23 protein-coding genes and 1 other RNA gene are annotated in these 25,810 nt (G+C 65.8%); 9 read left to right on the forward strand and 15 right to left on the reverse strand.

From position 1 onward, the window contains the following. Nucleotides 1-309 precede the first annotated feature (309 nt). From ACFFWD_RS44310 to ACFFWD_RS44320, 3 genes are all read right to left on the reverse strand, one after another. A complete protein-coding gene (locus ACFFWD_RS44310) occupies nt 310-759 on the reverse strand; it encodes a GNAT family N-acetyltransferase (RefSeq protein WP_376975775.1) in 450 nt (149 codons plus the stop codon). 156 nt (nt 760-915) lie between these two features. Next, entirely contained in the window at nt 916-1,944 is a 1,029-nt protein-coding gene (locus tag ACFFWD_RS44315; protein ID WP_376975776.1) for a peptidoglycan -binding protein, read from the reverse strand. Nucleotides 1,945-1,959: 15 nt separating this feature from the next. Further along, on the reverse strand, nt 1,960-2,940 hold the full coding sequence (locus ACFFWD_RS44320) for a flagellar motor protein MotA (RefSeq protein WP_376975777.1): 981 nt from the start codon (nt 2,938-2,940) through the stop codon (nt 1,960-1,962). Between the two features lie 563 nt (nt 2,941-3,503). Between ACFFWD_RS44320 and ACFFWD_RS44325 the strand changes: the two genes are divergently transcribed. Both ACFFWD_RS44325 and ACFFWD_RS44330 read left to right on the forward strand, forming a co-directional pair. Continuing rightward, nucleotides 3,504-4,709 carry an efflux RND transporter periplasmic adaptor subunit gene (locus tag ACFFWD_RS44325; protein ID WP_376975778.1) on the forward strand — a complete coding sequence of 402 codons (1,206 nt, stop codon included), beginning with the start codon at nt 3,504-3,506 and terminating at the stop codon, nt 4,707-4,709. 6 nt (nt 4,710-4,715) lie between these two features. Beyond that, nucleotides 4,716-7,871, forward strand: a complete 3,156-nt coding sequence (locus ACFFWD_RS44330; protein WP_376975779.1) for a multidrug efflux RND transporter permease subunit — start codon at nt 4,716-4,718, stop codon at nt 7,869-7,871. Between the two features lie 7 nt (nt 7,872-7,878). On the opposite strand, the gene ACFFWD_RS44335 is transcribed toward ACFFWD_RS44330, so the two are convergent. From ACFFWD_RS44335 to tkt, 8 genes are all read right to left on the reverse strand, one after another. After that, nucleotides 7,879-8,673 (reverse strand): inositol monophosphatase family protein, encoded by a 795-nt coding sequence (locus ACFFWD_RS44335; protein ID WP_376975780.1) that lies wholly within the window; start codon nt 8,671-8,673, stop codon nt 7,879-7,881. A 200-nt stretch (nt 8,674-8,873) separates the two neighbouring features. Next, nucleotides 8,874-9,950: a tetratricopeptide repeat protein gene (locus ACFFWD_RS44340; RefSeq protein WP_376975781.1), complete on the reverse strand. Its 1,077-nt coding sequence runs from the start codon at nt 9,948-9,950 to the stop codon at nt 8,874-8,876. A gap of 7 nt (nt 9,951-9,957) precedes the next feature. Then, nucleotides 9,958-10,635, reverse strand: a complete 678-nt coding sequence (locus ACFFWD_RS44345; protein WP_376975782.1) for a thiamine phosphate synthase — start codon at nt 10,633-10,635, stop codon at nt 9,958-9,960. Then, complete coding sequence (locus ACFFWD_RS44350; protein ID WP_376975783.1) at nt 10,636-11,676, reverse strand: class I fructose-bisphosphate aldolase; 1,041 nt, start codon at nt 11,674-11,676, stop codon at nt 10,636-10,638. It lies immediately after the preceding gene. A 168-nt stretch (nt 11,677-11,844) separates the two neighbouring features. Then, entirely contained in the window at nt 11,845-12,912 is a 1,068-nt protein-coding gene (gene fba / locus ACFFWD_RS44355) for a class II fructose-bisphosphate aldolase (RefSeq protein WP_376975784.1), read from the reverse strand. Between the two features lie 49 nt (nt 12,913-12,961). Further along, nucleotides 12,962-14,158, reverse strand: a complete 1,197-nt coding sequence (locus tag ACFFWD_RS44360; RefSeq protein WP_376975785.1) for a phosphoglycerate kinase — start codon at nt 14,156-14,158, stop codon at nt 12,962-12,964. A 148-nt stretch (nt 14,159-14,306) separates the two neighbouring features. Continuing rightward, a complete protein-coding gene (gene gap / locus ACFFWD_RS44365) occupies nt 14,307-15,314 on the reverse strand; it encodes a type I glyceraldehyde-3-phosphate dehydrogenase (RefSeq protein ID WP_376975786.1) in 1,008 nt (335 codons plus the stop codon). Nucleotides 15,315-15,478: 164 nt separating this feature from the next. Beyond that, nucleotides 15,479-17,509: a transketolase gene (gene tkt, locus ACFFWD_RS44370; RefSeq protein ID WP_376975787.1), complete on the reverse strand. Its 2,031-nt coding sequence runs from the start codon at nt 17,507-17,509 to the stop codon at nt 15,479-15,481. Nucleotides 17,510-17,828: 319 nt separating this feature from the next. On the opposite strand from tkt, the gene ACFFWD_RS44375 reads away from it, so the two are divergent. Next, nucleotides 17,829-18,149, forward strand: coding sequence for a DUF4164 domain-containing protein (locus ACFFWD_RS44375; RefSeq protein WP_376975788.1), 321 nt, complete (start codon nt 17,829-17,831; stop codon nt 18,147-18,149). Next, complete coding sequence (locus ACFFWD_RS44380) at nt 18,146-18,529, forward strand: cell division protein ZapA (protein ID WP_376975789.1); 384 nt, start codon at nt 18,146-18,148, stop codon at nt 18,527-18,529. The genes ACFFWD_RS44375 and ACFFWD_RS44380 overlap by 4 nt, the downstream gene beginning before the upstream one ends. A 12-nt stretch (nt 18,530-18,541) precedes the next feature. Here the strand turns inward: ACFFWD_RS44380 and ACFFWD_RS44385 are convergent, their stop codons facing one another. The 3 genes from ACFFWD_RS44385 to ACFFWD_RS44395 all read right to left on the reverse strand — a co-directional run bounded on the left by ACFFWD_RS44385 (nt 18,542) and on the right by ACFFWD_RS44395 (nt 20,237). Next, nucleotides 18,542-19,708: an acyl-CoA dehydrogenase family protein gene (locus ACFFWD_RS44385; RefSeq protein ID WP_376975790.1), complete on the reverse strand. Its 1,167-nt coding sequence runs from the start codon at nt 19,706-19,708 to the stop codon at nt 18,542-18,544. 61 nt (nt 19,709-19,769) lie between these two features. After that, a complete protein-coding gene (locus tag ACFFWD_RS44390; protein WP_376975791.1) occupies nt 19,770-19,991 on the reverse strand; it encodes a PaaI family thioesterase in 222 nt (73 codons plus the stop codon). A gap of 6 nt (nt 19,992-19,997) precedes the next feature. After that, nucleotides 19,998-20,237, reverse strand: a complete 240-nt coding sequence (locus ACFFWD_RS44395) for a hypothetical protein (protein ID WP_376975792.1) — start codon at nt 20,235-20,237, stop codon at nt 19,998-20,000. Nucleotides 20,238-20,351: 114 nt separating this feature from the next. On the opposite strand from ACFFWD_RS44395, the gene ACFFWD_RS44400 reads away from it, so the two are divergent. The 4 genes from ACFFWD_RS44400 (at nt 20,352) to ACFFWD_RS44415 (ending at nt 22,825) form a co-directional block, all read left to right on the forward strand. Further along, the gene (locus ACFFWD_RS44400) at nt 20,352-20,978 is read left to right on the forward strand and encodes a TetR/AcrR family transcriptional regulator (protein ID WP_376975793.1); all 627 of its coding nucleotides are present in this window, start codon (nt 20,352-20,354) and stop codon (nt 20,976-20,978) included. 109 nt (nt 20,979-21,087) lie between these two features. Beyond that, nucleotides 21,088-21,248, forward strand: a non-coding RNA gene (ssrS, locus tag ACFFWD_RS44405) — 6S RNA. A 172-nt stretch (nt 21,249-21,420) separates the two neighbouring features. After that, nucleotides 21,421-21,999, forward strand: coding sequence for a 5-formyltetrahydrofolate cyclo-ligase (locus ACFFWD_RS44410; RefSeq protein WP_376975794.1), 579 nt, complete (start codon nt 21,421-21,423; stop codon nt 21,997-21,999). A gap of 1 nt (nt 22,000) precedes the next feature. Further along, nucleotides 22,001-22,825, forward strand: a complete 825-nt coding sequence (locus ACFFWD_RS44415; protein ID WP_376975795.1) for a TIGR00282 family metallophosphoesterase — start codon at nt 22,001-22,003, stop codon at nt 22,823-22,825. A 101-nt stretch (nt 22,826-22,926) separates the two neighbouring features. On the opposite strand, the gene ACFFWD_RS44420 is transcribed toward ACFFWD_RS44415, so the two are convergent. Next, entirely contained in the window at nt 22,927-24,687 is a 1,761-nt protein-coding gene (locus ACFFWD_RS44420) for a methyl-accepting chemotaxis protein (RefSeq protein ID WP_376975796.1), read from the reverse strand. A gap of 198 nt (nt 24,688-24,885) precedes the next feature. On the opposite strand from ACFFWD_RS44420, the gene ACFFWD_RS44425 reads away from it, so the two are divergent. Further along, a complete protein-coding gene (locus ACFFWD_RS44425) occupies nt 24,886-25,632 on the forward strand; it encodes a YebC/PmpR family DNA-binding transcriptional regulator (RefSeq protein ID WP_376975797.1) in 747 nt (248 codons plus the stop codon). Nucleotides 25,633-25,810 lie beyond the last annotated feature (178 nt).

Here is a 25,810-nt window from a genome sequence, read left to right on the forward strand (position 1 = left end):
AGCTTTCCTTTGCTCGGGACCCATGGGTGCAATCGGTACCCGGCTTTCCCTGCGCCCTCTGCTTGAGGAGAGGGCGGAACGAGATGCAAGACTCGGACAAATCATGTCGCGAGAATGCGGAGTTATGTCCTGCGTCATTGCGAGCGAAGCGAAGCAATCCATGGCGCCACTTGTAGAGGCATGGATTGCTTCGTCGCTATCGCTCCTCGCAATGACGGTGGCGGCCCGTCGTGCAATCCATCACCGTCAACGGTGCTTAGGCTCAGCTTTCGCAGGGACGACAGGGGCGTGAGCGTCCAGCAACCGCCTTCACGGCCGCCACGCCATCTTCAGCACCGGCCGTCCGGAGGTCGGGTTGACGTCGCTGCCCTCATGCACGAAGCCGTTGCGTTCGTAGAAGCGGATGGCGCGGGCGTTGTCCTTGTTGACGAGCAAGGTGACGCCCTTCGGCGACAGGCGCTTCGCCTCGTCGACGAGTGCGGTTGCGAGCGGGGTGCCCCAATGCGCTGTCGCGACCACGAGCTGGTCGAGATAGCCTTCCTGGTCGATGGTCACCAAGCCGGTGAGCCTGCCTTCCTGCTCGGCGACGACGATCGCCGCCTTCGGCACCAGCTCATTCCGCCAGCGCTCGCGCCACCATGCCACGCGCGCATTGAAGTCGATCGACGGATAGGCCTGCTGCCAGGTCTGCCGCCACAGCTCGATCGCGGCATCCTCGTCCGTGGCGCGATAGGGTCGGAGTTGAAAGGGGGCGGTCATCGGAACACATTCGTCATGCCCGGGCAAAAGCGCGAAGCGCGTCTTCGCGCAGATGACCCGGGCATCCACGTCTTGCTTTCGGTGGCGCCTCTAGACGTGGATGGCCGGGCCAAGCCCGGCCATGACGATGTGGCGGGTTGCGTGCCGACATCCAAGCTACCGTTCCGTCAGCTTCAATTCGATCCGGCGGTTGCGCTTGTAGGCTTCTTCGGTCGGCGCGGTGTCGAGCGGCTGGAATTCGGCGAAGCCGGCGGCGACCAGGCGCTGCGCGGGGACGCCGAGCGAGATCAGATATTGCACCACCGAGATCGCGCGCGCCGAGGACAATTCCCAGTTCGACTTGAACAGCGGGCTGTTGATCGGCCGCACGTCGGTGTGGCCGTCGACCCGCAGCACCCAGGCGATCTCGCTCGGGATCTGCTTGTCGAGATCGATCAGGGCGCTCGCAACCGTGTCGAGCTCGGTCCTGCCTTCGGGCAGCAGCGTGGCCTGGCCGGTGTCGAAGAACACCTCGGACTGGAACACGAAGCGGTCGCCGACGATGCGGATGTCGGGGCGGTTGCCGAGGATGGCGCGCAGGCGGCCGAAGAATTCGGAACGATATTTCGACAATTCCTGGACGCGCTGCGCCAGCGCGACGTTGAGCCGCGAGCCGAGATCGGCGATCCGGCTCTGCGATTCCTTGTCGCGCTTCTCCGAGGCGTCGAGCGCCTCCTCGAGCGCGGCGAGCTGGCGGCGCAGCGCGCCGATCTGCTGGTTCAAGACCTCGATCTGCGCAAGCGCGCGCGAGGAGACCGCCTTCTCGGACTCCAGCGCCTTGTTGAGCTCGGTGGCGCGGCCCTGCGCGTCGTTGCCGGAACTGGCGAGCCCCTCATAGAGCCCCTTCATGCGGTCGCGCTCGCCCTCGGCGGAGGCAAGGCCGGCGCGGAGCTGCGCCACCTGGTCGTCGAGACTGAGCTTGCCGAGCTTCTCCAGCGACAAGAGGTCGTTGAGCTGGGCGATCTTGGCGTTGAGCTGCTCCAGCGCCTTGTCCTTGCCGGTGACCTCCTGCGACAGGAAGAACTGCACCACCAGGAACACCGTGAGCAGGAACACGACCGACAGCACCAGCGTCGACAGCGCGTCGACGAAGCCGGGCCAGTAGTTCAAACCGGATTCGCTGCGGCGTGGACGGGCGAGGGCCATCGGCGTACTCCCTGCCTAGCTCTTCTCGGGCTGGCGCGCGAGGCGCTCGAGCAGGCGCTTGATCTCGCGGTTCTGCTCGCCCTGGCCGTCGGCCCATTCGCGGATCATCTGCTGCTCGGTACGCATATGCGCAACCAGGCCCTGGATCGCCTCGGCGAGGTTGGCCATCGCCGCCGTGGTGTTGCGGCTGCCGCCGCCCTCTTCCATCGTGGCGCGCAGCCGGTCGATGGCGCCCTCCAAGTCGCCGCCGGCGCCGTCGCCGGAGATGCCGCGCACGGTGGTGGCGAGCCAGTCCTCGAGGTCGGTGTAGAAGCGGTTCTGCGCCTGGCTCGACTGCAAATCGAGGAAGCCGAGGATCAGCGAGCCGGCGAGGCCGAACAGCGAGGATGAGAACGAAATGCCCATGCCGCCGAGCGGCGCGGCCAGCCCCTCCTTCAGCGTGTCGAACAGCGCGCCGGCGTCGCCGCCGACCTTGAGCCCGTCGATCACCTTGCCGACCGAGCCGACCGTCTCGATCAGGCCCCAGAAGGTGCCGAGCAGGCCGAGGAAGATGAGCAGCGCCGTCATGTAGCGCGAGATGTCGCGGGCTTCATCCAGGCGGGTCGCGATCGAATCGAGCAGATGCCGCATGGTCTGCTGCGAGATCGTCATCCGGCCCGAGCGCTCGCCGCCGAGGATCGCGGCCATCGGGGCCAGCAGCTTGGGGCGGCGGTCGATGGCAAGGCCGGGATCGGCGATGCGGAAATTGTTGACCCAGGCGACCTCAGGATACAGCCGGATCACCTGCCGGAACGCCAGGATGATGCCGATCAGGAGCACCGCGCCGATCAGGGCGTTCAGCCCGGGATTGGCGAAGAAGGCCGTGATGATCTGCTTGTAGAGCACGACCCCGACCAGGCCGCACAGCACCAGAAATACCAGCATCCGCACCAGGAAGATCCGGGGCGAGGACAGCTTGCTGAGTTCGATCTCCATGTCGGAGCGGGAGGAGGGCATTGCCGGGTCATCCGTTCGCGAAGCGCCGCATCAGCCAGCAATATGGCACAGCGGCCGGGGGAGGAAAGTCGGGAAAGCCGCCTCCGGGTGATGAATCTCCAGCCAGTGCCGGGCTTTTCACCAGCCTATGTCCGGCGCATCGCCTTTGCCTCGACAATCAGGCGCTGAGGGGCGGGCCTTGTCGGACGACGCCGTGGCGTGCACCGGGCTCAGGCCTGTTGGTGGCGCCGGCGCGCCCATGGCTTTTGCGCGACTGCGATCGCGCGGCGCGAATCGCGTGCCTCATTTTGTTGCGGCACGTCGCGCATGCGCGAACGCAAATGCCGGGTTCCCGCTCATGCATTCCTTAACGCATTTCCACAGCCTCCGATGGAACCCACTCACAATCCAGTGAATCTTCAAAACACCCCGCAAATTCAGTGCGATACGCTTGTGTGACAATGAGCCGCCGCGAAACGCATTGCGTCGCAGCAACGAGATTTTATTTTCACGGCATCAACGCTGCGGTGTCGCTACGACGCCGCCGTTTGTTTTGTTCACACCAATACGGGGCGACCTTTCCGATGTCTGGACTTCGCGCGCAATCGGCATGCATTGCATTGATGCTGGCCGTGACAGCGCCACTGCTTGCCGGCTGCAATGAGCCGAACACTGCAACCGCCGCAGCGCAAGCATCCGAGCCTGATGTCAGCGTCGTCACCGTGAAGCCGCAGGCCCGCGCGATGCTGCGCGAGCTGCCCGGCCGGATCGCGCCGACGCGCGTGTCCGAGGTGCGGCCGCGCGTCTCCGGCATCATCGTCAACCGCATGTTCCATCAGGGTAGCGAGGTGAAGGCCGGCGATCCGCTGTACCAGATCGATCCGCGTCCGTTCGAGGTGGAGCTGCAATCGACCGAGGCTGCGCTGTCGCGCGCCAGGGCGGTGCTCGAACAGGCCTCGCTGCAGGCGCGCCGCATCGCCACTTTGACCAGCCAGCGCGCCGCTCCCGAAGCCGAGAATGAAAAGGCGATCGCCGCGCTGAAGCAGGCGGAAGCCGACTTCCAGGGCCGCGAGGCCGAAGTCGCGCGCGCCAAGCTCAATCTGGATTACGCCACCATCCGTGCGCCGATCGACGGCATCGTCGGCGCGGCGCTGGTCAGCGAAGGTGCGCTCGTCGTGCAGAACGACACCATGAGCCTTGCCACCATCCAGCAGCTCGATCCGATCTATGCCGACTTCCAGCAGTCGGTGACCGAGATGAACCAGCTCCGCCGCGCCTTCGAGAATGGCGACCTCGACCGCATCGCGCCCGACGCGATGAAGGTCCGTCTCGTGCTCGACGACGGCTCGATCTATTCCCACGCGGGCAAGCTGTTGTTCTCCGAGGCCAAGGTCGACGCCTATACCGGGCAGGTGACGTTGCGCGGCGAGTTTCCGAATCCGAAGCGCATCCTGCTGCCGGGCATGTATGTCCGCGTGCAGATCGAGCAGGGCATCGACACCGACGCGATCGCCGTGCCGCAGCAGGCGATCCAGCGCAATGGCGGCGGCGGCAGCGAGGTGTTCGTCGTCAAGGACGACAACCTCGTCGCGGTGCAGCCGGTGCGGACCGGCTCGCTGCAGGGCGGCCACTGGTTCGTGACCGAAGGATTGAAGGCCGGCGACAAGGTCGTGGTCGAGGGTTTTCAGAAATTCGCCGCCGGCGACAAGGTCCGGCCGCAGGCCTGGCGCGAGATCGACGCGGCCGCCGCATCAGCGGATTCGCAGCAAACCGCGCACGCGGTGCGGTGATCCGCTATGCCGAGCTTCTTCATCGACAGGCCGATCTTCGCCTGGGTCGTCGCGCTGTTCATCTGTCTGATCGGTGCGATCTCGATCCCGCTGCTCGCGGTCGCGCAATATCCGATCATCGCGCCGCCCTCGATCTCGATCTCGACGAGCTATCCCGGCGCGTCGCCGGAAAACCTCTACAACAGCGTCACCCGGCTGATCGAGGAGGAGCTGAACGGCGCCGCCAACATCCTGAACTTCGAATCGACCAGCGACTCGCTCGGCCAGGTCGAGATCATCGCCAACTTCAAGCCGGGCACGGACACCAGCCAAGCGTCGGTTGAGGTGCAGAACCGCCTCAAGCGCGTCGAGGCGCGGCTGCCGCGCGCGGTGATCCAGCAGGGCATCCTGGTCGAGGAAGCCTCCTCCGCCGTGCTGCAGATCATCACGCTGAAGTCGACCGACGGCAGCCTCGACGAAGTCGGCCTCGGCGACTTCATGATCCGCAACGTGCTGGGCGAGGTCCGCCGCATTCCCGGCGTCGGCCGCGCCACGCTGTATTCGACCGAGCGCTCGCTGCGCATCTGGATCGATCCGGCCAAACTGGTCGGCTACGGCCTCTCTGCCGACGACGTCAACAAGGCGATCACGGCGCAGAACGCCCAGGTCGCCTCCGGCAGCATCGGCGCCGAGCCGAGCACGGACACGCAGAAGATCTCCGCGCAGGTCCTGGTGAAGGGCCAGCTCTCCTCGCCCGACGAGTTCGGCGCGATCATCCTGCGCGCCAATGCTGACGGTTCGACGGTACGCCTGCGCGACGTCGCGCGGATTGAGGTCGGCGGCCTCAGCTACCAATTCAACACCCGTCTCGACGGCAAGCCGACCGCCGGCCTCTCGGTGCTGCTGTCGCCGAAGGGCAATGCGCTCGCGACCGCAAGCGCGATCGAGGCCAAGATGAAGGAGCTGTCGCGCTTCTTCCCGGCCAACATCGCCTACGAGATCCCCTACAACATCACGCCGGTGGTGAAGGCCTCGATCGAGAAGGTGTTGATGACGCTGGTCGAGGCGGTGGTGCTGGTCTTCGTCGTGATGTTGCTGTTCCTGCAGAACATCCGCTACACGATCATCCCGACCATCGTGGTTCCGGTGGCACTGCTCGGCGCCTGCGCCACGCTGATGATCGCGGGCTTCTCGATCAACATGCTGACCATGTTCGGCATGGTGCTGGCGGTCGGCATCCTGGTCGACGACGCCATCGTCGTGGTCGAGAACGTCGAGCGCATCATGGCCGAGGAGGGGCTGCCGCCGAAGGAAGCGACCAAGAAGGCGATGTCGCAGATCACGGGCGCGATCATCGGCATCACGCTGGTGCTGATGGCAGTGTTCGTGCCGATGGCGTTCTTCCCGGGCTCGGTCGGCATCATCTATCGCCAGTTCTCCGTCACCATGGTCGCGGCGATCGCGTTCTCGGCGCTGCTGGCGCTGTCGCTGACGCCGGCGCTCTGCGCGACCTTGCTCAAGCCGGTGCAGAAAGGCCATGGCCATGCGCGCAAGGGCGTGTTCGGCGCCTTCAACCGCGTGCTCGACACCAGCCGCGAGGGCTACACCCGCACGGTGAAGGGCGCGCTGAAGCGCACCGGCCGCTTGATGCTGATCTACGCCGTGCTGTTTGCCGGCGTCGCCTACGGCTTCGTCCGCCTGCCCGGCGGCTTCCTGCCGGTCGACGACCAGGGCTTTATCACCACCGACGTGCAGACGCCGTCGGAGTCCTCCTATGCGCGCACGGAGGCGGCGGTCGAGAAAGTTGAAAAATATCTGCTCGAGCGCGCCGGCATCGAGAACGTGACGTTCCTCACCGGCTTCAGCTTCCTCGGCCAGGGCATGAACACCGCGCAGGCCTTCATCACGTTGAAGGACTGGTCGGAGCGCGGGCCGAAGGATTCGGCAGCCGCCATCGTGGCCGACATCAACCGCGACCTGTCGTCGATCCGCGACGCCAGGATCTCGGCGCTGCAGCCGCCGCCGATCGACAATCTCGGCAATTCCTCGGGCTTCTCGTTCCGCCTGCAGGACCGCGGCCAGAAGGGCTATGCGGCGCTGATCGCTGCGTCCGAGCGGCTGATCGCGGAAGCCAATGCCAGCCCGGTGCTGCAAAAGGTCTATGTCGAAGGCCTGCCGCCGGCGCCGCAGGTCAATCTGATGATCGACCGCGAGAAGGCGGGTGCGTTCGGCGTCACCTTCGAGGACATCAACAACACGATCTCGACCAATCTCGGCTCGAACTACATCAATGACTTCCCGAACCGCGGGCGTATGCAGCGCGTCATCGTGCAGGCGGACAAGACAAGCCGGATGAATGCCGACGACATCCTGAACTACAACGTCAAGAACAGCCGCGGGCAATTGGTGCCATTCTCGGCCTTCGCCACCATCGAGTGGTCGAAGGGGCCGACGCAAATCGCGGGCTTCAACTATTATCCGGCGGTGCGCATCTCCGGCGAGGCGCGGCCGGGCTTCACCTCGGGCGATGCGATCGCCGAGATGGAGCGGCTCGCCGACAAGCTGCCGCGCGGCTTCGGCTATGAGTGGACCGGCCAGTCGCTGCAGGAGAAGCTGTCGGGTTCGCAGGCGCCGTTCCTGCTGGCGCTGTCGGTGCTGGTGGTGTTCCTCTTGCTCGCCGCGCTCTATGAGAGCTGGACCATTCCGCTCGCGGTGCTGCTCACGGTGCCGCTCGGCATTCTCGGCGCAGTGGTGGCGGCAACGATGCGCGGCCTGCCGAACGACGTCTATTTCACCGTCGGCCTTATCACGATCATCGGTCTCGCCGCCAAGGACGCAATCCTGATCATCGAATTCGCTAAGGATTTGCGCGCGCAGGGCAAGCCACTGGTCGAGGCGACGATCGAGGCGTGCAGTCTCCGTTTCCGCCCGATCCTGATGACCGGCCTTGCCTTCGTCTGCGGCGTGCTGCCGATGGTGATCGCGACCGGTGCCGGTGGCGCCAGCCAGCAGGCGCTCGGCACCAGCGTGATGGGCGGCATGATCGCCGTCGTCATCCTAGCGCTGCTGCTTGTGCCGGTGTTCTTCGTCAGCGTGCAGCGCGTGCTTGGGGGCGATCGCGAGAAGGTCGCGGAGAAGAGCGAAGTCTACGGACCGCCGGCGCCGATACGGCCGACACCTTGAGGCAGCGTCATTGGCCGAGCGGCTTCAAGATCCTGATCAGCTCGCCGTGCACGAACTCGTTGCCGCAGACCACATGCCCGGTCTGCAGCGGGTCGTCATTGCCCTGGATGCCGGAGACCGTGCCGCCGGCCTCCCTGACCATGATCTGGCCGGCGGCGATGTCCCAAGGCTGCAGATTGCGCTCCCAATAGCCGTCGAGGCGGCCGGCGGCGACGTAGGCGAGGTCGAGGGACGCGGCGCCGAAGCGGCGGAATCCGGCGACCTTGCTCTGCAGCGCGGCCATCTCCTGCAGCGCCAGCTGGTGATTGCCGCGGCCGATATGCGGGAGGCCGCAGGCGACGACGCATTCGTTGAGCTGGCGGCGGCCGGCGACGCGCAGCCGCTGGTCGTTGAGGAACGCACCCTTGCCGCGCTCGGCGATGTAGAGCTCGTCATTGGCGGGGTTGTAGATCACGCCCGCGATCACGGTGTCCTCGCGTGCCAGCCCGATCGAGATCGCGAATTGCGGGATGCCGTGCAGGAAGTTGGTGGTGCCGTCGAGCGGATCGACGATCCAGGTGTGGCTCTTGTCGCTTCCCTCGCGCTTGCCGCCTTCCTCGCCCAGGAAACCGTAGCCCGGCCGCGCCTTTTCAAGGTCGGTGTAGAGCATCTCCTCGGCGCGCTTGTCGGCGAGCGAGACGAAGTTCGCCGGCCCCTTCAGCGACACCTGCAGATGCTCGATCTCGCCGAGGTCGCGCTTGAGGCTGCGGCCGGCGCGGCGCGCGGCCTTGACCATGACATTGATGAGGGCGGAGTAGAGCATGATGAACAGGTTTCGTTAGTGCGATGAATCTGGGCAGCGGTCGGGGATGTCATCCCGTCATCCTGAGGAGCGCGGAACGCGCGTCTCGAAGGACGACGGCCACCGGCGGGGCCGTTCATCCTTCGAGGCTCGCGTTCCGCGAGCGCCTCAGGATGACGGGTCAGGCATGGGTGCCCTCTGGAGGAGGCGCCGTCAAGGCGTCATTTGACGTTGCTTCCGATCCATTTCCGGGCCGCATCCTCGCCCTCGGCGCGGTCGGCGGGGCTCATGTCGGCGAACATCTCGTCGAGCGCGAGGTCGCCCTTGCCGGCCGTTTTGGCCACGATGTGCCATTTCAGCGCCTCGATCTTGTCGACCGGCGCACCCTGGCCGGTCGCCAGCACGCGGGCGAGGCGGTTTTGCGCGATCGCGCTGTTCTGCCGGGCCGCCTTCCTGAGCAGCGCCACCGCCGCGGGCTGGTTGCGCGGCGTGCCGGTGCCGTTGAACAGCGCGATCGCATATTCCACCTCGGCATCGACATTGTCGGCGAGCGAGGCGGCCTGCAGCAGCCGCACCGCCTTTTCGACATCCTTCGGTACGCCGGTGCCCTCCTTGTAGAAGGTCGCGAGCGCGTATTGCGCCTCCGGGTTGCCGGCGTCCGCAGCCATGCGCAAGAGCTCGGCGGAGCGCTTGACGTCCTGCGGCAGGGTCTGGCCGTCGAGATAGAGCAAGGCGAGATTATAGGCCGCCTTCGGCTCACCGAGCTTGGCCGACGATGCCAACAGCTTGACCGCCTCGTCCTTGTTCACCGGGCCGCCGCGGCCGGCGATCTTCAGCATCGCGAGCGCGAACATCCCCTCGCGGTCGCCGGCGTCGGCGGCGCGCTGGTACCACTGGACCGCCTTGGCATAGTCGCGCTTGATGCCGAGGCCGTTGGCGTAGAGCTCGCCCAGCATCGTCATCGCCTTGGGATCGTTGTTGTACTGGGCGCGCGTGCTCGCAAGCTCGAACGCGGTCTTGTACATCCCACGCTGATAGGCGCCGTAGACGAGATCGACGTTGGGATCCTCGAATGCAGTTGTCGGAGACGGCGAGGGGGACGGCGTAGGCATCGCCGCGGGCTTCGGCGCGGCCTTCTTCGCCACCGGTGAATGGACCTTCGGCTTAGGGGCCTCCTTCGGAGCTTCCTTCTTCGCCGCTGGCGTCTGTGCTGGCGGCGTGATCGAAAGCTGCGCCATCGCGCCGCTCGCCAGCATCGAGCAGCCGAGCGCAACACCTATCGGACGCAGGCATTTCATTCCGGCGTCATCCCGCGGCCCCAGCCTTTCCGAAAGTCTTGGCATGCGCCTGCCGGATCGCCTGGCCGATGTCGACCAGAGCTGCCCTCGCGCCGCGCGGGTCGGCCCAGACGACATCGCCGACCAGCACGAAGTCCGCGCCGGCCGCGGCGAATTCGCAGGCCTCCTCGCGCGACACGGCAAAGCCGACGCAGGGCGGCTCGAACAATTCATCCCACCATTGCAGGCGTTCGGCGATTGCCTCGGCGGATGGCCGTTGCCCCTTGGCGTCGGGTTCGCCGAACAGCACGTAGTCGGCGCCGGCCTCGCCCGCCGCCATCGAATCGTGGCGCGTCGCAAGCCCGCCGACGCCTGCGATGCGGTCAGGCTTCAATGACGGCATCGCGTCTTCCATCGCGGCAAGACCGGTCAGGTGTGCGCCATCCGCGCCCGCGCGCGCGACGAGTTCGGGATGGCCGTCAATCAGCAGCGCCGCGCCCGCGTTCTGGATCGCAGGCGCCAGCGCCTTGACGCGGGAAATCATCGTACGCTGGTCGGTCTCGCGCAGCCGCACCAGCACCGCGGCGACATCGGCGGCCGCCACGAGATCCGGCAGATCCGCGGCAAGCTGCGCGGGATCGTCGACGACCGGCGTCGCCAGATAGAGGCGCGGCGCCGGCCGCGGCGGGACGGGTTTGGTGGCCAACTATGCCGCCTGTTTCTCGAGGCCGGCGTCCCATTTGCCGGTGCTGGCGAGGCCATTCATCTTGGCGCGGTGCGAGAAGGCGCGCTGGCCCGCCGCGACGTTGTCGGCCTTGCCGGACCACGCCTTCTGCGGCGCCGCCTGCAGCGCGCGGCCATAGGAGAAGGTCAGCCGCCAGGGCAGTCCGCCGATCTTGTTCATGGCGTCGAGATGCGCGGTCGCCTCTTCGTCGCTCTGGCCGCCGGAGAGGAAGGCGATGCCGGGCACCGCGGCCGGCACGCAGCTCTTGAGCAGGCGGATGGTCTTCTCGGCGACCTCCTGGACCGAGGCCTGCTTCGGGCACTTCTTGCCCGAGATCGCCATGTTGGGCTTCAGGACCATGCCTTCCAGCGCGACGCGCTGCACCCGCAATTCCTGGAAGGTGCGGTTCAGCACGCGCTGCGTCACCTCATAGCAGCGGTCGATGTCGTGATCGCCGTCCATCAGCACTTCCGGCTCGACGATCGGCACGATCTGCGCGGCCTGGCACAGCGCGGCGTAGCGCGCGAGCGCATGCGCGTTGACGCGGATCGCGGTCATGGTCGGAATGCCGCGGCTGCCGGCGCTCGAGCCGATATCGATCACCGCGCGCCATTTCGCAAAGCGCGCGCCGCGCTCGTAGTATTTCTTCAGCCGCTCGGCGAGCTTGTCGAGGCCGACGGTGACGAGTTCGCCGGGACAGGCCGGCAGAGGTTGCGTGCCTTCGTCGACCTTGATGCCGGGGATCGCGCCCGCCTGCTCGATCAGCTTGACCAGCGGCGTGCCGTCCTTGGCGTCCTGCCAGATCGTCTCGTCGTAGAGGATGACGCCGGAGATGTACTTGCTCATCGCCTCCTGCGAGCGGAACAGCATCTCGCGATAGTCGCGGCGATTCTCCCCGGTCGATTCGACCTTGATGGCGTCGAAACGCTTCTTGATGGTGCCTGAGGATTCGTCGGCGGCGAGGATGCCCTTGCCCGGGGTCACCATGGCAAGCGCAACTTTGTTGAGGTCAGCAAGGTTCATCGAGGCGTCCTCCGGAGCGAATTGCCTTTGCAAACCAAAATAGGCGGTTATCGGGCAATTGCCTAGAAAACGTTCGTCGCGGCCGGCTGTCGCAGCGGCCGTCGGCCGCCGCCCGGGGACACCGTGCCCGACTGCGTCAGGTCGGGTGTCCCGTCGCGTTAACGTTTGTCAGGCGATCTTCGGATCGAGCTCGCCCTTGGCGTAGCGCTTGGCCATGTCGGCCGTGGTCAGCACCTTCTTGATCTTGCTGGCCTGACCTGCGGTGTTGAACTCCTGCAGGCGCTGCTTGCACAGCTTGGTCATCGCCTCCATCGCCGGCTTCAGGTACTTGCGCGGATCGAACTCTTCCGGATTGTCCTTCAGGACTTTGCGGATCTGGCCGGTCATCGCCATGCGGTTGTCGGTGTCGATGTTGATCTTGCGCACGCCGTTCTTGATGCCGCGCTGGATCTCGGCCACCGGCACGCCCCAGGTCGGCTTCATCTTGCCGCCATTGGCGTTGATGATCTCCTGCAGCTCCTGCGGCACCGAAGAAGAACCATGCATCACAAGATGCGTGTTCGGCAGCTTGCGATGGATCTCCTCGATTACGTTCATGGCGAGGATGTCGCCGTCGGGCTTGCGGGTGAACTTGTAGGCGCCGTGCGAGGTGCCCATCGCGATCGCCAGCGCGTCGACCCTGGTCTCGCGCACGAACTTCACGGCTTCGTCGGGATTGGTGAGAAGCTGGTCATGCGACAGCTTGCCTTCGGCGCCGTGGCCGTCTTCCTTGTCGCCCATGCCGGTCTCGAGCGAGCCGAGCACGCCGAGCTCGCCCTCCACCGAGATGCCGCCGAGATGGGCCATGTCGGTCACGGTCTTGGTGACGCCGACATTGTAGTCCCAGTCGCCCGGCGTCTTGCCGTCGGCCTTCAGTGAACCGTCCATCATGACAGAGGTGAAGCCGGCCTGGATCGCGGTCATGCAGGTCGCCGGCTCGTTGCCGTGGTCGAGATGCACGCAAACCGGAATCTGCGGATAGATCTCGGTGACGGCGTCCATCATGTGCTTGAGCATGACGTCGTTGGCGTAGGAGCGCGCGCCGCGCGAGGCCTGGATGACGACGGGCGCGTCGACCTCGGAGGCCGCCGCCATGATCGCCAGCGCCTGCTCCATGTTGTTGATGTTGAACGCCGGTACGCCGTAATCGTGCTCGGCCGCGTGGTCGAGCAGTTGCCGCAATGTAATGCGAGCCATTCCAATTCTCCCTGTATTTTTAGCGCTTTCGCGCGCGATTCGATGTGAATCAGGCTTTCTTCAAGACTTCGACGCCGGGCAGCGGCTTGCCTTCCATCCATTCAAGAAACGCGCCGCCCGCGGTCGAGACGTAGGAAAAATCGCCGCCGACGCCGGCCTGGTTCAGCGCCGCCACGGTGTCGCCGCCGCCGGCGACCGAGATCAGCTTCTTCGCCTTGGTGCGCTCGGCGGCGTGCTTGGCCGCCACCACGGTGCCGCGGTCGAACGGCGTCAGCTCGAAGGCTCCGAGCGGCCCGTTCCAGACCAGCGTCGCCGCATCGTCGATTGCGGCATGGATGCGCGCGATCGATTGCGGACCGACGTCGAGGATCATGCCGTCGGCCGGGATCGAGTCGAGGCCGTAGGCGTGCGACGGCGCGTTGGCCGCGAACTGGTTGGCGACGACAGCGTCAACGGGGAGGATGATCGCGCAGTTGGAGGCGTTGGCCTTGTCCAGGATCCGCAGCGCGGTGGCGGCGAGATCCTTCTCGGCCAGCGACTTGCCGACCGCAACACCCTGCGCATGCAGGAAGGTGTTGGCCATGCCGCCGCCGATCACGAGCGCATCGACCTTGGTGACGAGGTTCTCCAGGAGGTCGATCTTGGTCGACACCTTGGCGCCGCCGATGATCGCGATCACCGGCTTGGTCGGCGCTTCCAGGGCCTTGCCCAATGCATCGAGCTCGGCCTGCATGGTGCGGCCGGCATAGGCCGGCAGCTTGTGGCCGAGGCCCTCGGTCGAGGCATGCGCGCGGTGCGCCGCGGAGAAGGCGTCGTTGACCCAGATATCGCCGAGCTTTGCGAGTTCCGCGACGAAGCCGGCGTCGTTCTTCTCTTCCTCCTGGTGGAAGCGCGTGTTTTCCAAGCAGAGGATGTCGCCATCCCTGAGCGCGGCGACCGCCTTGGCCGCCGGCTCGCCGACGCAGTCGTCGGCGAATGCGACAGGCCGCTTGATCACCTTCGACAGGGCTTCAGCGACCGGCTTGAGGGATTCCTTGGGATCGCGGCCCTTGGGCCGGCCGAAATGGGCGAGCAGGATCACCTTGCCGCCCTTGTCGGAGAGTTCGGTGATGGTGGGCGCGACGCGCTCGAGCCTTGTGGCGTCGGTCACACGGCCATTTTCCATGGGGACGTTGAGGTCCACGCGCAGCAGCACGCGCTTTCCCTTCACGTCGACGTCATCGAGGGTGCGGAATGATTTTGTCATGAGGCGTTTCCTGCGTCATGGCCGGGCATAGCCGTCCAATGGACGGCGTCGTTTTCGCCTGCCTATGCCCCGACCGTCCACGCCTTGAATGCGTGGGGCCAAAGACGTGGATGCCCGGCACAAGGCCGGGCATGACGGATCGTCTGTCTTAGATGAGCTTTCCGATCGCGACCGCGGTGTCGGCCATGCGGTTGGAGAAGCCCCACTCGTTGTCGTACCAGGACATCACGCGCACCAGCGTGCCGTTCTGCACCTTGGTCTGGTCTTCGTGGAAGGTCGACGAATGCGGATCGTGGTTGAAGTCGATCGAGACGTTCGGCGCGGTGGTGTAGCCGAGGATGCCCTTGAGCTGCTGCTCGGAGGCGCGCTTCATCGCCGCGTTGATCTCCTTGGCGTCGGTTGCGCGCTTGGCGACGATCTTGAGGTCGACCACCGAGACGTTCGGGGTCGGCACGCGGATCGCGACGCCATCGAGCTTGCCCTTCAGCTCGGGCAGCACCAGGCCGATCGCCTTCGCCGCACCAGTCGAGGTCGGGATCATCGACATCGCCGCCGCACGGCCGCGATAGAGGTCCTTGTGCAGGGTGTCGAGGGTGGGCTGGTCGCCGGTGTAGGCGTGGATCGTGGTCATGAAGCCGGTCTCGATGCCGACGGTGTCGTTCAGGACCTTGGCGACCGGCGCGAGGCAGTTGGTGGTGCAGGAGCCGTTGGAGATGACCAGGTGGTCCTTGGTCAGCGTGTCGTGGTTGACGCCGAAGACGATGGTGGCGTCGGCGTTGTCGGCAGGCGCGGAGACCAGCACGCGCTTGGCGCCGGCGGTGAGATGCGCGGAGGCCTTGTCCTTCGCGGTGAAGATGCCGGTGCATTCCAGCGCGATGTCGACACCGAGGTCCTTCCAGGGCAGCTTCGAGGGATCACGCTCGGCGGACACCTTGATCTTGCCGCTGCCGAGATTGATCGAGTCGCCGTCGACGGTGACGGTGCCGGGGAAGCGGCCGTGCACGGAGTCGAAGCGCAGGAGATGCGCGTTGGTCTCGACCGGGCCGAGGTCGTTGATGCCGACCACCTCGATATCCTTGCGGCCGGACTCGGCGATGGCGCGCAACACATTGCGGCCGATGCGGCCAAACCCGTTGATCGCGACGCGGACTGCCATGGTCGTTTCTCCTCTAAAAGCTGGGGCCTGCCCCGCGGGACAGCTCCCACGAGGGTTTTACGGCGGAACGCCCGGTTCGGCCGGACGCGAGCGGAATAGATGGAGCCTAGGTAGTCCTTTTTCGCGGCAAGCTCAACCGTCAGGGCGCGGGTGTCAGGCCGGCGTCAGATGCGCTTCAGCGCAGCGTTAACGACGGCCTCAGCGGTAATTCCGAAGTGCCTGAAAAGATCCTTCGCCGGCGCACTGGCACCGAAACCGTGCATGCCCACGAATTCGCCATCCCGGCCGATCACGGCATCCCAGCCCCAGCGCACCGCGGCCTCGATCGCGATCTTGACCGGCGCATTGCCGATAATGGCGTTTTGCCGTTCGGCGGGCTGCGCCAGCAGCAATTCCAGCGAGGGGACCGAAACCACCCGCGTCGCGATGCCGCGCTCGGCGAGCTGCTTCTGCGCGGCGACCGCGATCTCGACCTCGGAACCGGAGGCGAATAATGACACTTTTGCGTCACCCTGGGCCGCGACCAGCTCATAGGCGCCGTGGCCGCACGGGTTGTCGTTCGGCGCCGTGGTGCGGAGCTGCGGCAGGTTCTGGCGGGTCAGCGCCAGCACCGTCGGACCGTCGACGCGGTTGAGCGCAAGTTCCCAGCACTCGGCGGTTTCGATCGCGTCGCAGGGGCGGAACACCCGCATGTTGGGCATCGCGCGGAGCGCGGAGAGATGCTCGACCGGCTCGTGCGTCGGGCCGTCCTCGCCGAGGCCGATCGAGTCGTGCGTCATGACATAGACCACGCCGGTGCCCATCAGCGCCGACAGCCGCATCGCGGCGCGCGCATAGTCGGTGAACACCAGGAAGGTCGCGCCGTTCGGCGCGAAGCCGCCGTGCAGGAAGATGCCGTTCAGGCACGCGGCCATGCCGTGCTCGCGGATGCCGTAATGGATGAAGCGGCCCTTCGGCGCCTTCGCGGCGAACGCTGTCGCCGACTTCGCCTTGTTGTTGTTGGAGCCCGTGAGGTCGGCGGAACCGGCGACGAATTCCATCGGCATCGCGGCGGCGATCACCTCGATCGCGGCCTCCGACGATTTGCGGGTGGCGACGTTGAGCGGATTTTCCAAGAGCGCCTTCTTGTGCGCGCGCAGCGCCTTCGCGAGCGACTGCGGCCGCTCGTGGCGCAGGCGGCGCTCGAACTCGGCGCGCTTGCGGGTGCCGAGCTGGGCGAACTGCGCGTCCCAATCCTTGTGCGCGGCGGCACCGCGGCTGCCCGCCTCGCGCCACGCCTTCAGCACGTCGTCCGGCACCGAGAACGGCTCGAGCGAGATGCCGAGCTTCTCCTTGGCGCCCTTCAGTTCATCGGCGCCGAGCGCTTCACCATGCACCTTGGCGGTGCCGGCCTTGTTCGGCGCGCCGTAGCCGATCGTGGTCTTGCAGGCGATCAGGGATGGCTTGCCGGACTTCTGCGCACGCGCGATCGCGGCGGCGATCGCCTTCGGATCGTGGCCGTCGATCCGCTCGGCGGCCCAGCCGGCCGACTTGAAGCGCTTCACCTGGTCGACCGAGTCGGAGAGCGAGGTCGGGCCGTCGATCGAGATGCCGTTGTCATCGTAGAGCACGATCATCTTGTTCAGCCGCCAGTGGCCGGCCAGTGCGATCGCTTCCTGCGAGATGCCTTCCATCAGGTCGCCGTCGGAGGCGAGCACATAGGTGTGGTGGTTGACGATCTTCTTGCCGAACTCGGCGGCGAACATCTTCTCCGCCAGCGCCATGCCGACGGCCGTGGCGATGCCCTGGCCGAGCGGGCCGGTGGTGGTCTCGACGCCGCTGGTCTCGAAGTTTTCCGGATGTCCCGGCGTCTTGGAGCCGAGCTGGCGGAATTGCTTGAGCTGCTCAAGCGTCATGTCCTTGTTGCCGGTCAGGTACAGCAAGGCATAGAGCAGCATCGAGCCGTGACCGGCCGACAGCACGAAACGGTCGCGATCGGGCCAGGCCGGATCGGCCGCGTCGAATTTCAGGAACTGGGTGAACAGCACGGTCGCGATATCCGCGGCGCCCATCGGCAGGCCGGGATGGCCGGATTTCGCCTTCTCGACGGCGTCCATGGCAAGGCCACGGATCGCATGGGCCATATGGGTATGATCGACCTCGAGCGCCTGGCGCTGCAGCTCGGCCTTGTCGGCCCGGATCGCGGTCTGCGTCATGATGAAAAATCCGCCTGAAATGAGGGCTTGGTTGTGGGACGCATCGGGGCGGGCAGCCGCGATACGCGCGTGATGGCCTTACGGGGTTGGCGCTGGCTTAGCACCTCAAATTCCCCAAGTCCAAGGCGATCAAACGCCCCAAAACGGGGAAAAGTTGCCCAAAATCGGGCATTTCGATTGATCGGTGCATAGTTTTGCGGTGACGTTGCGCTGGGCTCGCTTGCCACGTAAATTTCATGCCCTAACCGCTTGCCGAAGCGCCGGTTTTGCCGTGCGGCAGGCCTATCCCTGGGGTCCACAAGGGTCCACGCCGCGTCTCATGAGTGATCGTCCCGCCAACGGGTCTGGCAACGCCGAGGCACCTCTTGCCGATATCGACGCCGCGACAAAACGGCTGATGGCGGCGCTTGATGCGCTGGAGAGCTCGGTGGAGCGGCGGCGCGAGGCCGACCGCGACGAGAGCGAACTCGCAAGCCGGATCCAGGCGCTCGGCGCCGATCGCTCCCGGCTCGCTGACGAGCTCGACGGCTCGCTGGTCAAGACGCGCAAGCTCGAGCGCACCAATCGCGAGATCGCGGAAAAGCTCGACGCGGCGATCGGCACGATCCGCGCCGTGCTCGAGAGCGGAGAGAGCAAATGAGCCACATCAACGTCACCATCAACGGCCGGCAATACCGGATGGCCTGCGAGGAAGGCCAGGAGGTGCGGCTGCTCAAGCTCGCGGAGAATCTGGAAACGCGCATCGAATCGCTGCGCGGCAAATTCGGCGAGATCGGCGACGCCCGGCTCACGGTGATGGCGGCGCTCACCGCCTGCGACGAGCTGCTCGACCAGGGTGCGCGCATCCGCAATCTCGAGGAGGAGCTCGAACAGCTGCGCAACGCGCGCGTCGCCGCCGCCGACCGCGCGCGGCAGACCCAGGCCGCCGTCTCCGCCGCGCTCAACGCCGCCGCCGAGCGGATCGAGCGCACCACACAGGTGCTCAACCGCACCATCGGCGGCGGGATTGCGATCGGGTGAGGATGGCGAGGCTTACCCGCTGGCATCCGCCAGTAAGCTGCGGGCGATGATCAGTTTCTGGATCTCGCTCGTTCCGTCAAAAATGCGAAAAGCGCGAACGTGGCGATAGAGCCGTTCGACGACTTCTCCCTTCCTGACCCCCATGCCACCAAAAATCTGCACGGCGTTGTCGATGATTCGATGTGCGCTTTCGGTGGCGTAGAGCTTGGCCATCGACGATTTCCGGCCGCTTCTGCCTCCGACGTCTGAATTCCATGCGGCGCGATAGACGAGCAACGTCGCGGCATCCAGTTCCATGGCCATGTCGGCCAGCTTCGCCCGGACCATCTGGTGTTCTGCAATGGGCTTCTTGAAGGCGCGGCGCGACAGGCTGTGCTGCACGGCCTCGTCGAGCGCACGGCGGGCGAAGCCGATTGCCGCAGCTCCAACGGTCGGACGGAAGATCTCGAGCGCGCGAAGGGCGATCTGCAGGCCGGCGTCGGCCCGGCCGATCAAGCGGCCTGCCGGGACGCGACAGTCCTGGAGGCGCCACGTGCCAACGGTATGCGGGGACATCACCTCCAGGCGTTTCTCGAAGACAACGCCCCCATCGTCGGGCTCGACTGCGAATGCCGCGATGTCGCCCTTGCCCCTTCCGCGATCCAGGCGGGCAACCACGACATAGAGGTCGGCGAGTCCACAGTTTGAAGTCCAGGCCTTACGGCCGTTGATGACGAAATGATCGCCATCCTTGCGGGCCGACGTGGTGAGCGCCTGGACGTCCGATCCGGCATCGGGCTCGGACAGCGCGAAGGCAGGCAGGAGCGCGCCGGCGAGGTAGCCGGGAAGGTATTTCTTCTGGAGTTCAGCCGATGCGGCCAGCATCAGAGGCAACGCGCCGAGCCACGGCTCGGACAGCGCGACGTCTGCGATCGCCGAAGACTGGCCGCAGATTTCCCGCAGCAGGCATATCGCGCGGAGGTCGAGGACTGCGCTTTGTCCGTCGGATGCCGACGTCGACCGCAGCCAGCCATCGCGACCCAACGCCTCGAAGATCAGGCGAGCGGCCTTTCCGTCGCCACCCTCGTCACTTTCGTGGGGCGCCAGATTGACGCAGGCCCAACGGGAAAAGCGCGCGGCAAGGTCGAAGTGACGCGCCTCAAACAAGGGCCAGTGCGCATGTGGAATAGCCAAGACCATCGCCGTGCCTCGAGTCTTGCCTGCAGATCGTTCGTGGAACGCAAACGGGCGGGCCGCAGCCCTAATGATGCAGGCGAGCGGCGACCCGATATGTCGAGGTGATGTGCGCGCATGGCTCGCGCGCGCCGTCGGAGGTCAGCCAGCATTCGAGATAGTGCAGCCGGCCGCCGCGGCGCACGATTCGCGCCTCTGCGATCAGGTCCGCGGCCTTAGCCGGCCGCAGGAAAGTGACGTTGAAGGTCGCCATCACCGGGATGACCTCGCTTCCAAGCGCCGCCAGCACGCAGCCCTACATGGTGGTGTCGGCAAGACCCATCACCATCGGGCCGGAGAACACGCCGCCAGTGCCGTCTTGCCACAACTCGGCCCCCATGAAGGCCTGCCGGTAAGGGAGCCGGACGCGGATCGAATTTGATCCGACGCTCTCAACGATTTCGCCGTGATGATCGATGCTTGGCAGGTTGCGGACGATGGCCTGCTCCACCTCGCCGGCGTTGAGCCGTGGCTCGACGTAATCCTGTTCACGCATTGAGATTCCCCCAGCAGCTACGGCCGACGACGGCCTTTTCCGCAGCTTTGCTTGCCTGGCGTTGATAACAGTGTTATCTGAATAATACGTTGTTACAATTGCAGTGGAGAGTCAATGCCCGCGGCCGCGCAGACCTACCAGGAAACGATAGAGCTCCATCGTCGGCAGCTGATCGTTGACGCGGCACGTCGCGTGTTTGAAGCCTCCGGACTGGAAAGGGCGTCGATCAGGGCGATCGCGCAGGAGGCGGGCTGCACCACGGGGGCGATCTATCCGCTGTTCCGCTCCAAGGAGGAGTTGTTCTCGGTCGTGCTCGGCGAGTCGCTGAAGGCTGTCACCGGGCAAGTGCATGCAGCGATCGACGGCATCGTCGTTCCGGCCAAGGCGCTTCGGCGTGCGACTCTCGCGATCTACCGATATTACGATGCACACCCGTCCGAGCTGACGTTGTCGCTGGTCCTGTTCAACGGCGAGCGCACGCAAAAAATTGGTCGTGGATCGGATGAGAAGCTCAAGCGCCAGCTGGACGAGCTGCTGGCTCTGCTTGCCGAACTGGTCCGCAAGGCCACCGCGAAGCCGTTCCTGCCGATGGCGAGGCTCGAGACCTCCGCGCTGATCACCTATCTGGTCGGATTGCTCGCGCTCAAGCAGGGCCGGAAGATCGACGTGCTCGGCAATAACGCGGCGGTCCTGCTGGCTCACTATACGAAAAACATGGTCGCGCGATTGGGTGGAGTTTGAGGGACCGGGTGGCTTTCACGCCAGGGGCGAGAATGTCGCGGATGACGATTTGCGGAAGAGGGCCCCTTGCCGCTGGCGATTTGTCCCTTTCATGGTTACATTAGCCCTCGCGAAGCTGCGTCGTGCGTCAGGAGCCATATATCCCCGGGGCCTTATCGATCCTTTAGGGAACTGTCCCTGGCCGGGTCCGTGGACCCGGACATATGGTGCCCACCTACTTTCGTAGGGAACTCCGGGATCGAGCGCTCCAACGGCCTCTGCGGCTTCGCACTCTGTTTTCTTTCTGCGGTTTCCCTGTCGTCGCGCTGCGGCGTTCAATTGAGTAACAGCGCGCCCCGCGCTTGCGGGGCATCCAGTACGCCGCGACGTGGCCGTCAGAATGCAAGCGTCTCTGGATGACTGGATCGTCCGCGATCGTGGACGATGACGGCGGAAAATGGTCATGCACGCGAGCCGATCGAAGGCCGAACTTCGGGCCCTGGCACTCGCCAAGCGCGACGCGCTGAGCGACGAGCAGCGCAGCGCCGCCGCCGAGGCGCTGGCCAAGCGCGGTCCGCCATTTGCCGTCACGCAGGGCATGGTCGTCTCGGGCTATTCGCCGATCCGCAGCGAGATCGACCCGGCGCCGCTGATGCACAAGCTGTTGGCCCAGGGCGCGCGGCTCGCATTGCCCTGCGTCAACGCGCGCGGCCAGTCGCTGACATTTCGCGCCTGGTCGCCGCACGAGCGGCTCATGCTCGGACCGCTCGGCATCCCCGAGCCGTCGCCGGCGGCGGCCGAGGTGCATCCGGACGTGATGCTGGTGCCGCTCGCGGCGTTCGATCGGCTCGGCCACCGCATCGGCTACGGCGCCGGCTATTACGACTATACCTTCGCGCATCTGCGCAAGGCCAAGCATGTCATCGGCGTGGGCCTTGCTTTCGCCGCACAGGAAACCAAGGCGATTCCTGCGCTGTCGCACGACGTCGCGCTCGATTATGTGCTAACGGAGCGCAAGACGTTCGATTTCCGGAGCCCCTGAATTGCGCATTCTCTTTGTTGGTGACGTCGTCGGCAGGACCGGCCGCACCGCCATCACCGACCACCTCCCCGGCATGGTCAAGGACTGGTCGCTCGATCTCGTCATCGTCAATGGCGAGAATTCGGCCGGCGGCTTCGGCATCACCGAAGCGATCTACGAGGAATTCCTCGACGCCGGCGCCGACGCGATCACGCTCGGCAACCACGCCTGGAATCAGAAGGAGGCGCTGGTCTTCATCGAGCGCGCGCCGCGCCTGATCCGGCCCCTGAATTTCCCGCGCCACTCGCCTGGCCGCGGCTCGGCGCTGGTCGACACCAAGAACGGCAAGCGCGCGCTGGTGCTCAACGCGATCGGCCGCGTCTTCATGGAGCCGTCGTCCAACGATCCCTTCAGCGCGGTGGAGCGCGAGCTGGAAGCCTGCCCGCTGCGCGAGGGCGCCGACGCCATCGTGCTCGACTTTCATGGCGAGGCGACCAGCGAGAAGCAGGGCATGGGCTTTTTCTGCGACGGCCGCGTCAGCCTCGTGGTCGGAACGCATACCCATGTGCCGACCGCCGATCACCAGGTGCTGCCGGGCGGCACCGCCTATATGACCGACGCCGGGATGACCGGCGACTATGATTCGGTGATCGGCATGCAGAAGGAGGAGCCGCTGCAGCGCTTCCTCACCGGCATCCCGTCGGCCCGCTTCGAGCCGGCGTCGGGCCAGGCGACGCTGAGCGGAATTGCGGTCGAGACCGACGATGCGACGGGGCTTGCAATGAAGGTCGCGCCGGTGCGCGCCGGCGGTAGGCTCGAGCCGACGGTGCCGGGATTCTGGGTCTAAGCGAACGTAGCCCGGATGGAGCGCAGCGAAATCCGGGACCAACGCATCCGCGGGCGAGATTCCCGGATTACGCTTCGCTTCATCCGGGCTACAAAAACCGATCACAGCTTGTAGGCTGTCCGGAAGCCGCCCCAGTGCCGGCCGCGCACGCGGACCGGCACGTCGATCTCGCGCATCATCACCATGTTGCCGTTGCCCATGTCGCGCGCATAGGTCTGGATCAGATAGGCGCGCTGGTTGCGGCCGGCGGCAAGGCCCGCGGCATCGTTGAAGATGCGGCGGTTGCGGCTATTGGCGGTGTTGTAGGCGACATCGCCCGGCCGCTGCGGATGCGAGTAGACCTTATTGTGCACCGGCAGATAGCCGTTCTGGTCGATCATGACGGCGAACGCCATGCGCTTGTCGCGGGCGAGGAACGCCTCCTGGAACGGCGGCAGGGCGCGGTCTGCCCAGTCAAGCATTTTGGTGCGGTACTGCACCGGATTGGTGCCTGATATCTCGACATAGCTGGTGTCGAACAGGTCCTCGATCGTGACGGCGCCGCTGGCCACGCCGTCCTCGAAGATCTTGGTCAGCGCGGCGCCGGCTTCCATGGCGCGGGTGACGAATTCGGCGTTCTCCTCGTGGATCGCCCACATCCTGTCTTCGATCTTCTCGCGCAGCGCGGCGTTCGCCGCCTCGAACCGCGCCTGCACGCCGGCCCTGGTGCGGTCACTGATGCGGATCCGGCACGCGCCGATGTCCTGCAGCGTCGCGCTCAGGCTTTCGTTCTGCGGCAGCCTGTCGGCATCCGGCCCGCTGACCAGGATGCCGGCCATCGAGATTTCGTAGACCGGCGCCGTGATGATGCCGCGCGCGGTCTTGATCTCGATTACGAGGCTGCAGGGCAGGCGTTCGTTCTTGCGCGGGTCCTCGCGCTCGTTCTGGCGTAGCAGGACCGCACAGCGCGCCTTGAGCTTCTGGGCGAAGGCCGTGACGGCCTTGCCGGCCTTGGCGACGTCGTCGCCATGCGCCGCGGCTTCGCGGGTCGCGCTGTCGATCTCGCCGGCGCTGTCGCCCACCGAGACGATGAAGTGCGAGGCGGAGGCCGCGTTCTGTCCCATCGCGCCGGTGATCTGGTTCTGCTCGGCGACCGCGCCGTTGACGTTCTCGAACACCGGGCGGATCGCCTCGATCGCCTGTGAGATGCGATGGACCGCGTCGGCCGACCCGGTTGCGTCCTTCTGCAGCGCTTCGATCTTCTTGGTGATTTCCTCGGTGGCGCTCTGGGTCTGCACCGCCAGCGCCTTGACCTCGGTGGCGACCACCGCAAAGCCCTTGCCGGCGGCGCCGGCGCGCGCCGCCTCGATCGTCGAGTTCAGCGCCAGCAGCGTGGTCTGGCGCGCGATCTGCGCGATCAAATTGACGACGTTGCCGATCGCCGCCGAGGATTCGCGCAAACGATCGACATTGGCGGTGGCCTCGCGGGCCGCGGCTGCGGCATCGTCGGCGAGCCTGCTCGCGTCGCGCACCTGCTGGCCGATTCCCTCGGCCGAATGGGTGAAGCGGTCAGCGGCCTCCGAGAACGTCGTGGCCGTGGTCTGCGCGGCGCTGGTGCGTCCGGTCAGGGCGTCGGTGCGCGCGCGGATGGTGGCGAGCGTCGCCGCGGTGGCGTCGGCGCCGTCGGCCACGGAACTCGCCGCGCGCTCGAGCTGGCGGATCATCGCGCCGAGCTCGAGTTCGAGCAGGTCCAGAATGTCCCTGGCCGAATCGTTTTCGGGAGAGGCGGGCGTCGCCGACGCCGCCGAGGCCTCGGGAACCGCGGGGTCATCGGACGGCGCAGCCGGCTCCAGGCCGCGCTTGCGAAACAAACCGAACGCCATGGGAGCTCTTGGAGGTTGAGATTGGACGCGCGATCTTCTCATCCGGGCATGAAGCCATGGTTAACAAGTGCCTCATATTCCGGGATGCGGTACACTTACCGCGACGGAATGCCTCGCCGATCTTTGATTTTGGCCGGTGGGGGGCCTATAAGGCCGCGTTTTCCACCCGTTCTGATCTACGCTTCCAAGAGACCTCGCATGGCCGGCCATTCCCAGTTCAAGAACATTATGCACCGCAAGGGCCGGCAGGACGCCCAGAAGTCGAAGCTTTTCGGCAAGCTGGCTCGCGAAATCACCGTCGCGGCCAAGCTCGGCACCCCGGATCCGGCGATGAATCCGCGCCTGCGCGCCGCCGTGGTGGCGGCCCGCGCCGAGAACATGCCCAAGGACAATATCGAGCGCGCGATCAAGAAGGCCGCGGGCAGCGAGGGCGAGAACTATGACGAGATCCGCTACGAAGGTTATGGCCCCGGCGGCGTCGCCGTGATCGTCGAGGCGCTGACCGACAACCGCAACCGCGCCGCCTCGGACATCCGCTCCTTCTTCACCAAGTCCGGCGGCAATCTCGGCGAAACCGGCTCGGTCGCCTTCATGTTCGACCACACCGGCATCATCGAATATGACGCGAGCGTCGCCTCCGACGACGCCATGCTGGACGCTGCGATTGAGGCCGGCGCCGACGACGTGCATTCGAGCGAAGCCGGTCACGAGGTCTATGCCTCTCAGGAGACCTTCCGCGAAGTGGCAAAGGCACTGGAGGCGAAGTTCGGCGAGCCGCGCAAGGCGGCGCTGACCTGGAAGCCGCAGAACACCGTCTCGGTCGACGACGAGACCGGCGAAAAGCTGTTGAAGCTGATGGACATGCTCAACGAGCACGACGACGTGCAGAACGTCTACGGCAATTTCGAAGTGTCCGACGCGCTTGTCGCGAAGATGGGCGGCTGACGCCGCCTGCGCCGCTGTTATCGCCCGGCTTGACCGGGCGACCCAGTATCCCAGCGAGCTGTGCTTGATCCGTGAAGCCGCGGCGTACTGGATCCCCGCTCCCGTGCGCAATTGCGCACTAGGTGGCGTGGACACTTACCGCATCCATAGGACGATGGCGGCTATGGTGACGATGGCA

The organism is Bradyrhizobium erythrophlei, assembly GCF_042430365.1.
Lineage (GTDB): Bacteria > Pseudomonadota > Alphaproteobacteria > Rhizobiales > Xanthobacteraceae > Bradyrhizobium > Bradyrhizobium erythrophlei.

Excerpts from the sequence above, each read along its gene's own strand:
- ACFFWD_RS44375 (WP_376975788.1), top strand. The coding sequence starts at position 17,829 with ATGAGTGATCGTCCCGCCAACGGGTCTGGCAACGCCGAGGCACCTCTT.
- ACFFWD_RS44360 (WP_376975785.1), bottom strand. The coding sequence starts at position 14,158 with ATGACAAAATCATTCCGCACCCTCGATGACGTCGACGTGAAGGGAAAG.
- ACFFWD_RS44330 (WP_376975779.1), top strand. The coding sequence starts at position 4,716 with ATGCCGAGCTTCTTCATCGACAGGCCGATCTTCGCCTGGGTCGTCGCG.
- ACFFWD_RS44350 (WP_376975783.1), bottom strand. The coding sequence starts at position 11,676 with ATGAACCTTGCTGACCTCAACAAAGTTGCGCTTGCCATGGTGACCCCG.
- ACFFWD_RS44320 (WP_376975777.1), bottom strand. The coding sequence starts at position 2,940 with ATGCCCTCCTCCCGCTCCGACATGGAGATCGAACTCAGCAAGCTGTCC.
- ACFFWD_RS44310 (WP_376975775.1), bottom strand. The coding sequence starts at position 759 with ATGACCGCCCCCTTTCAACTCCGACCCTATCGCGCCACGGACGAGGAT.
- ACFFWD_RS44335 (WP_376975780.1), bottom strand. The coding sequence starts at position 8,673 with ATGCTCTACTCCGCCCTCATCAATGTCATGGTCAAGGCCGCGCGCCGC.
- ACFFWD_RS44395 (WP_376975792.1), bottom strand. The coding sequence starts at position 20,237 with ATGCGTGAACAGGATTACGTCGAGCCACGGCTCAACGCCGGCGAGGTG.
- ACFFWD_RS44385 (WP_376975790.1), bottom strand. The coding sequence starts at position 19,708 with ATGGTCTTGGCTATTCCACATGCGCACTGGCCCTTGTTTGAGGCGCGT.
- fba (WP_376975784.1), bottom strand. The coding sequence starts at position 12,912 with ATGGCTCGCATTACATTGCGGCAACTGCTCGACCACGCGGCCGAGCAC.
- ACFFWD_RS44380 (WP_376975789.1), top strand. The coding sequence starts at position 18,146 with ATGAGCCACATCAACGTCACCATCAACGGCCGGCAATACCGGATGGCC.
- ACFFWD_RS44425 (WP_376975797.1), top strand. The coding sequence starts at position 24,886 with ATGGCCGGCCATTCCCAGTTCAAGAACATTATGCACCGCAAGGGCCGG.
- ACFFWD_RS44325 (WP_376975778.1), top strand. The coding sequence starts at position 3,504 with ATGTCTGGACTTCGCGCGCAATCGGCATGCATTGCATTGATGCTGGCC.
- ACFFWD_RS44315 (WP_376975776.1), bottom strand. The coding sequence starts at position 1,944 with ATGGCCCTCGCCCGTCCACGCCGCAGCGAATCCGGTTTGAACTACTGG.
- ACFFWD_RS44400 (WP_376975793.1), top strand. The coding sequence starts at position 20,352 with ATGCCCGCGGCCGCGCAGACCTACCAGGAAACGATAGAGCTCCATCGT.
- ACFFWD_RS44340 (WP_376975781.1), bottom strand. The coding sequence starts at position 9,950 with ATGAAATGCCTGCGTCCGATAGGTGTTGCGCTCGGCTGCTCGATGCTG.
- ACFFWD_RS44420 (WP_376975796.1), bottom strand. The coding sequence starts at position 24,687 with ATGGCGTTCGGTTTGTTTCGCAAGCGCGGCCTGGAGCCGGCTGCGCCG.
- tkt (WP_376975787.1), bottom strand. The coding sequence starts at position 17,509 with ATGACGCAGACCGCGATCCGGGCCGACAAGGCCGAGCTGCAGCGCCAG.
- gap (WP_376975786.1), bottom strand. The coding sequence starts at position 15,314 with ATGGCAGTCCGCGTCGCGATCAACGGGTTTGGCCGCATCGGCCGCAAT.
- ACFFWD_RS44410 (WP_376975794.1), top strand. The coding sequence starts at position 21,421 with ATGCACGCGAGCCGATCGAAGGCCGAACTTCGGGCCCTGGCACTCGCC.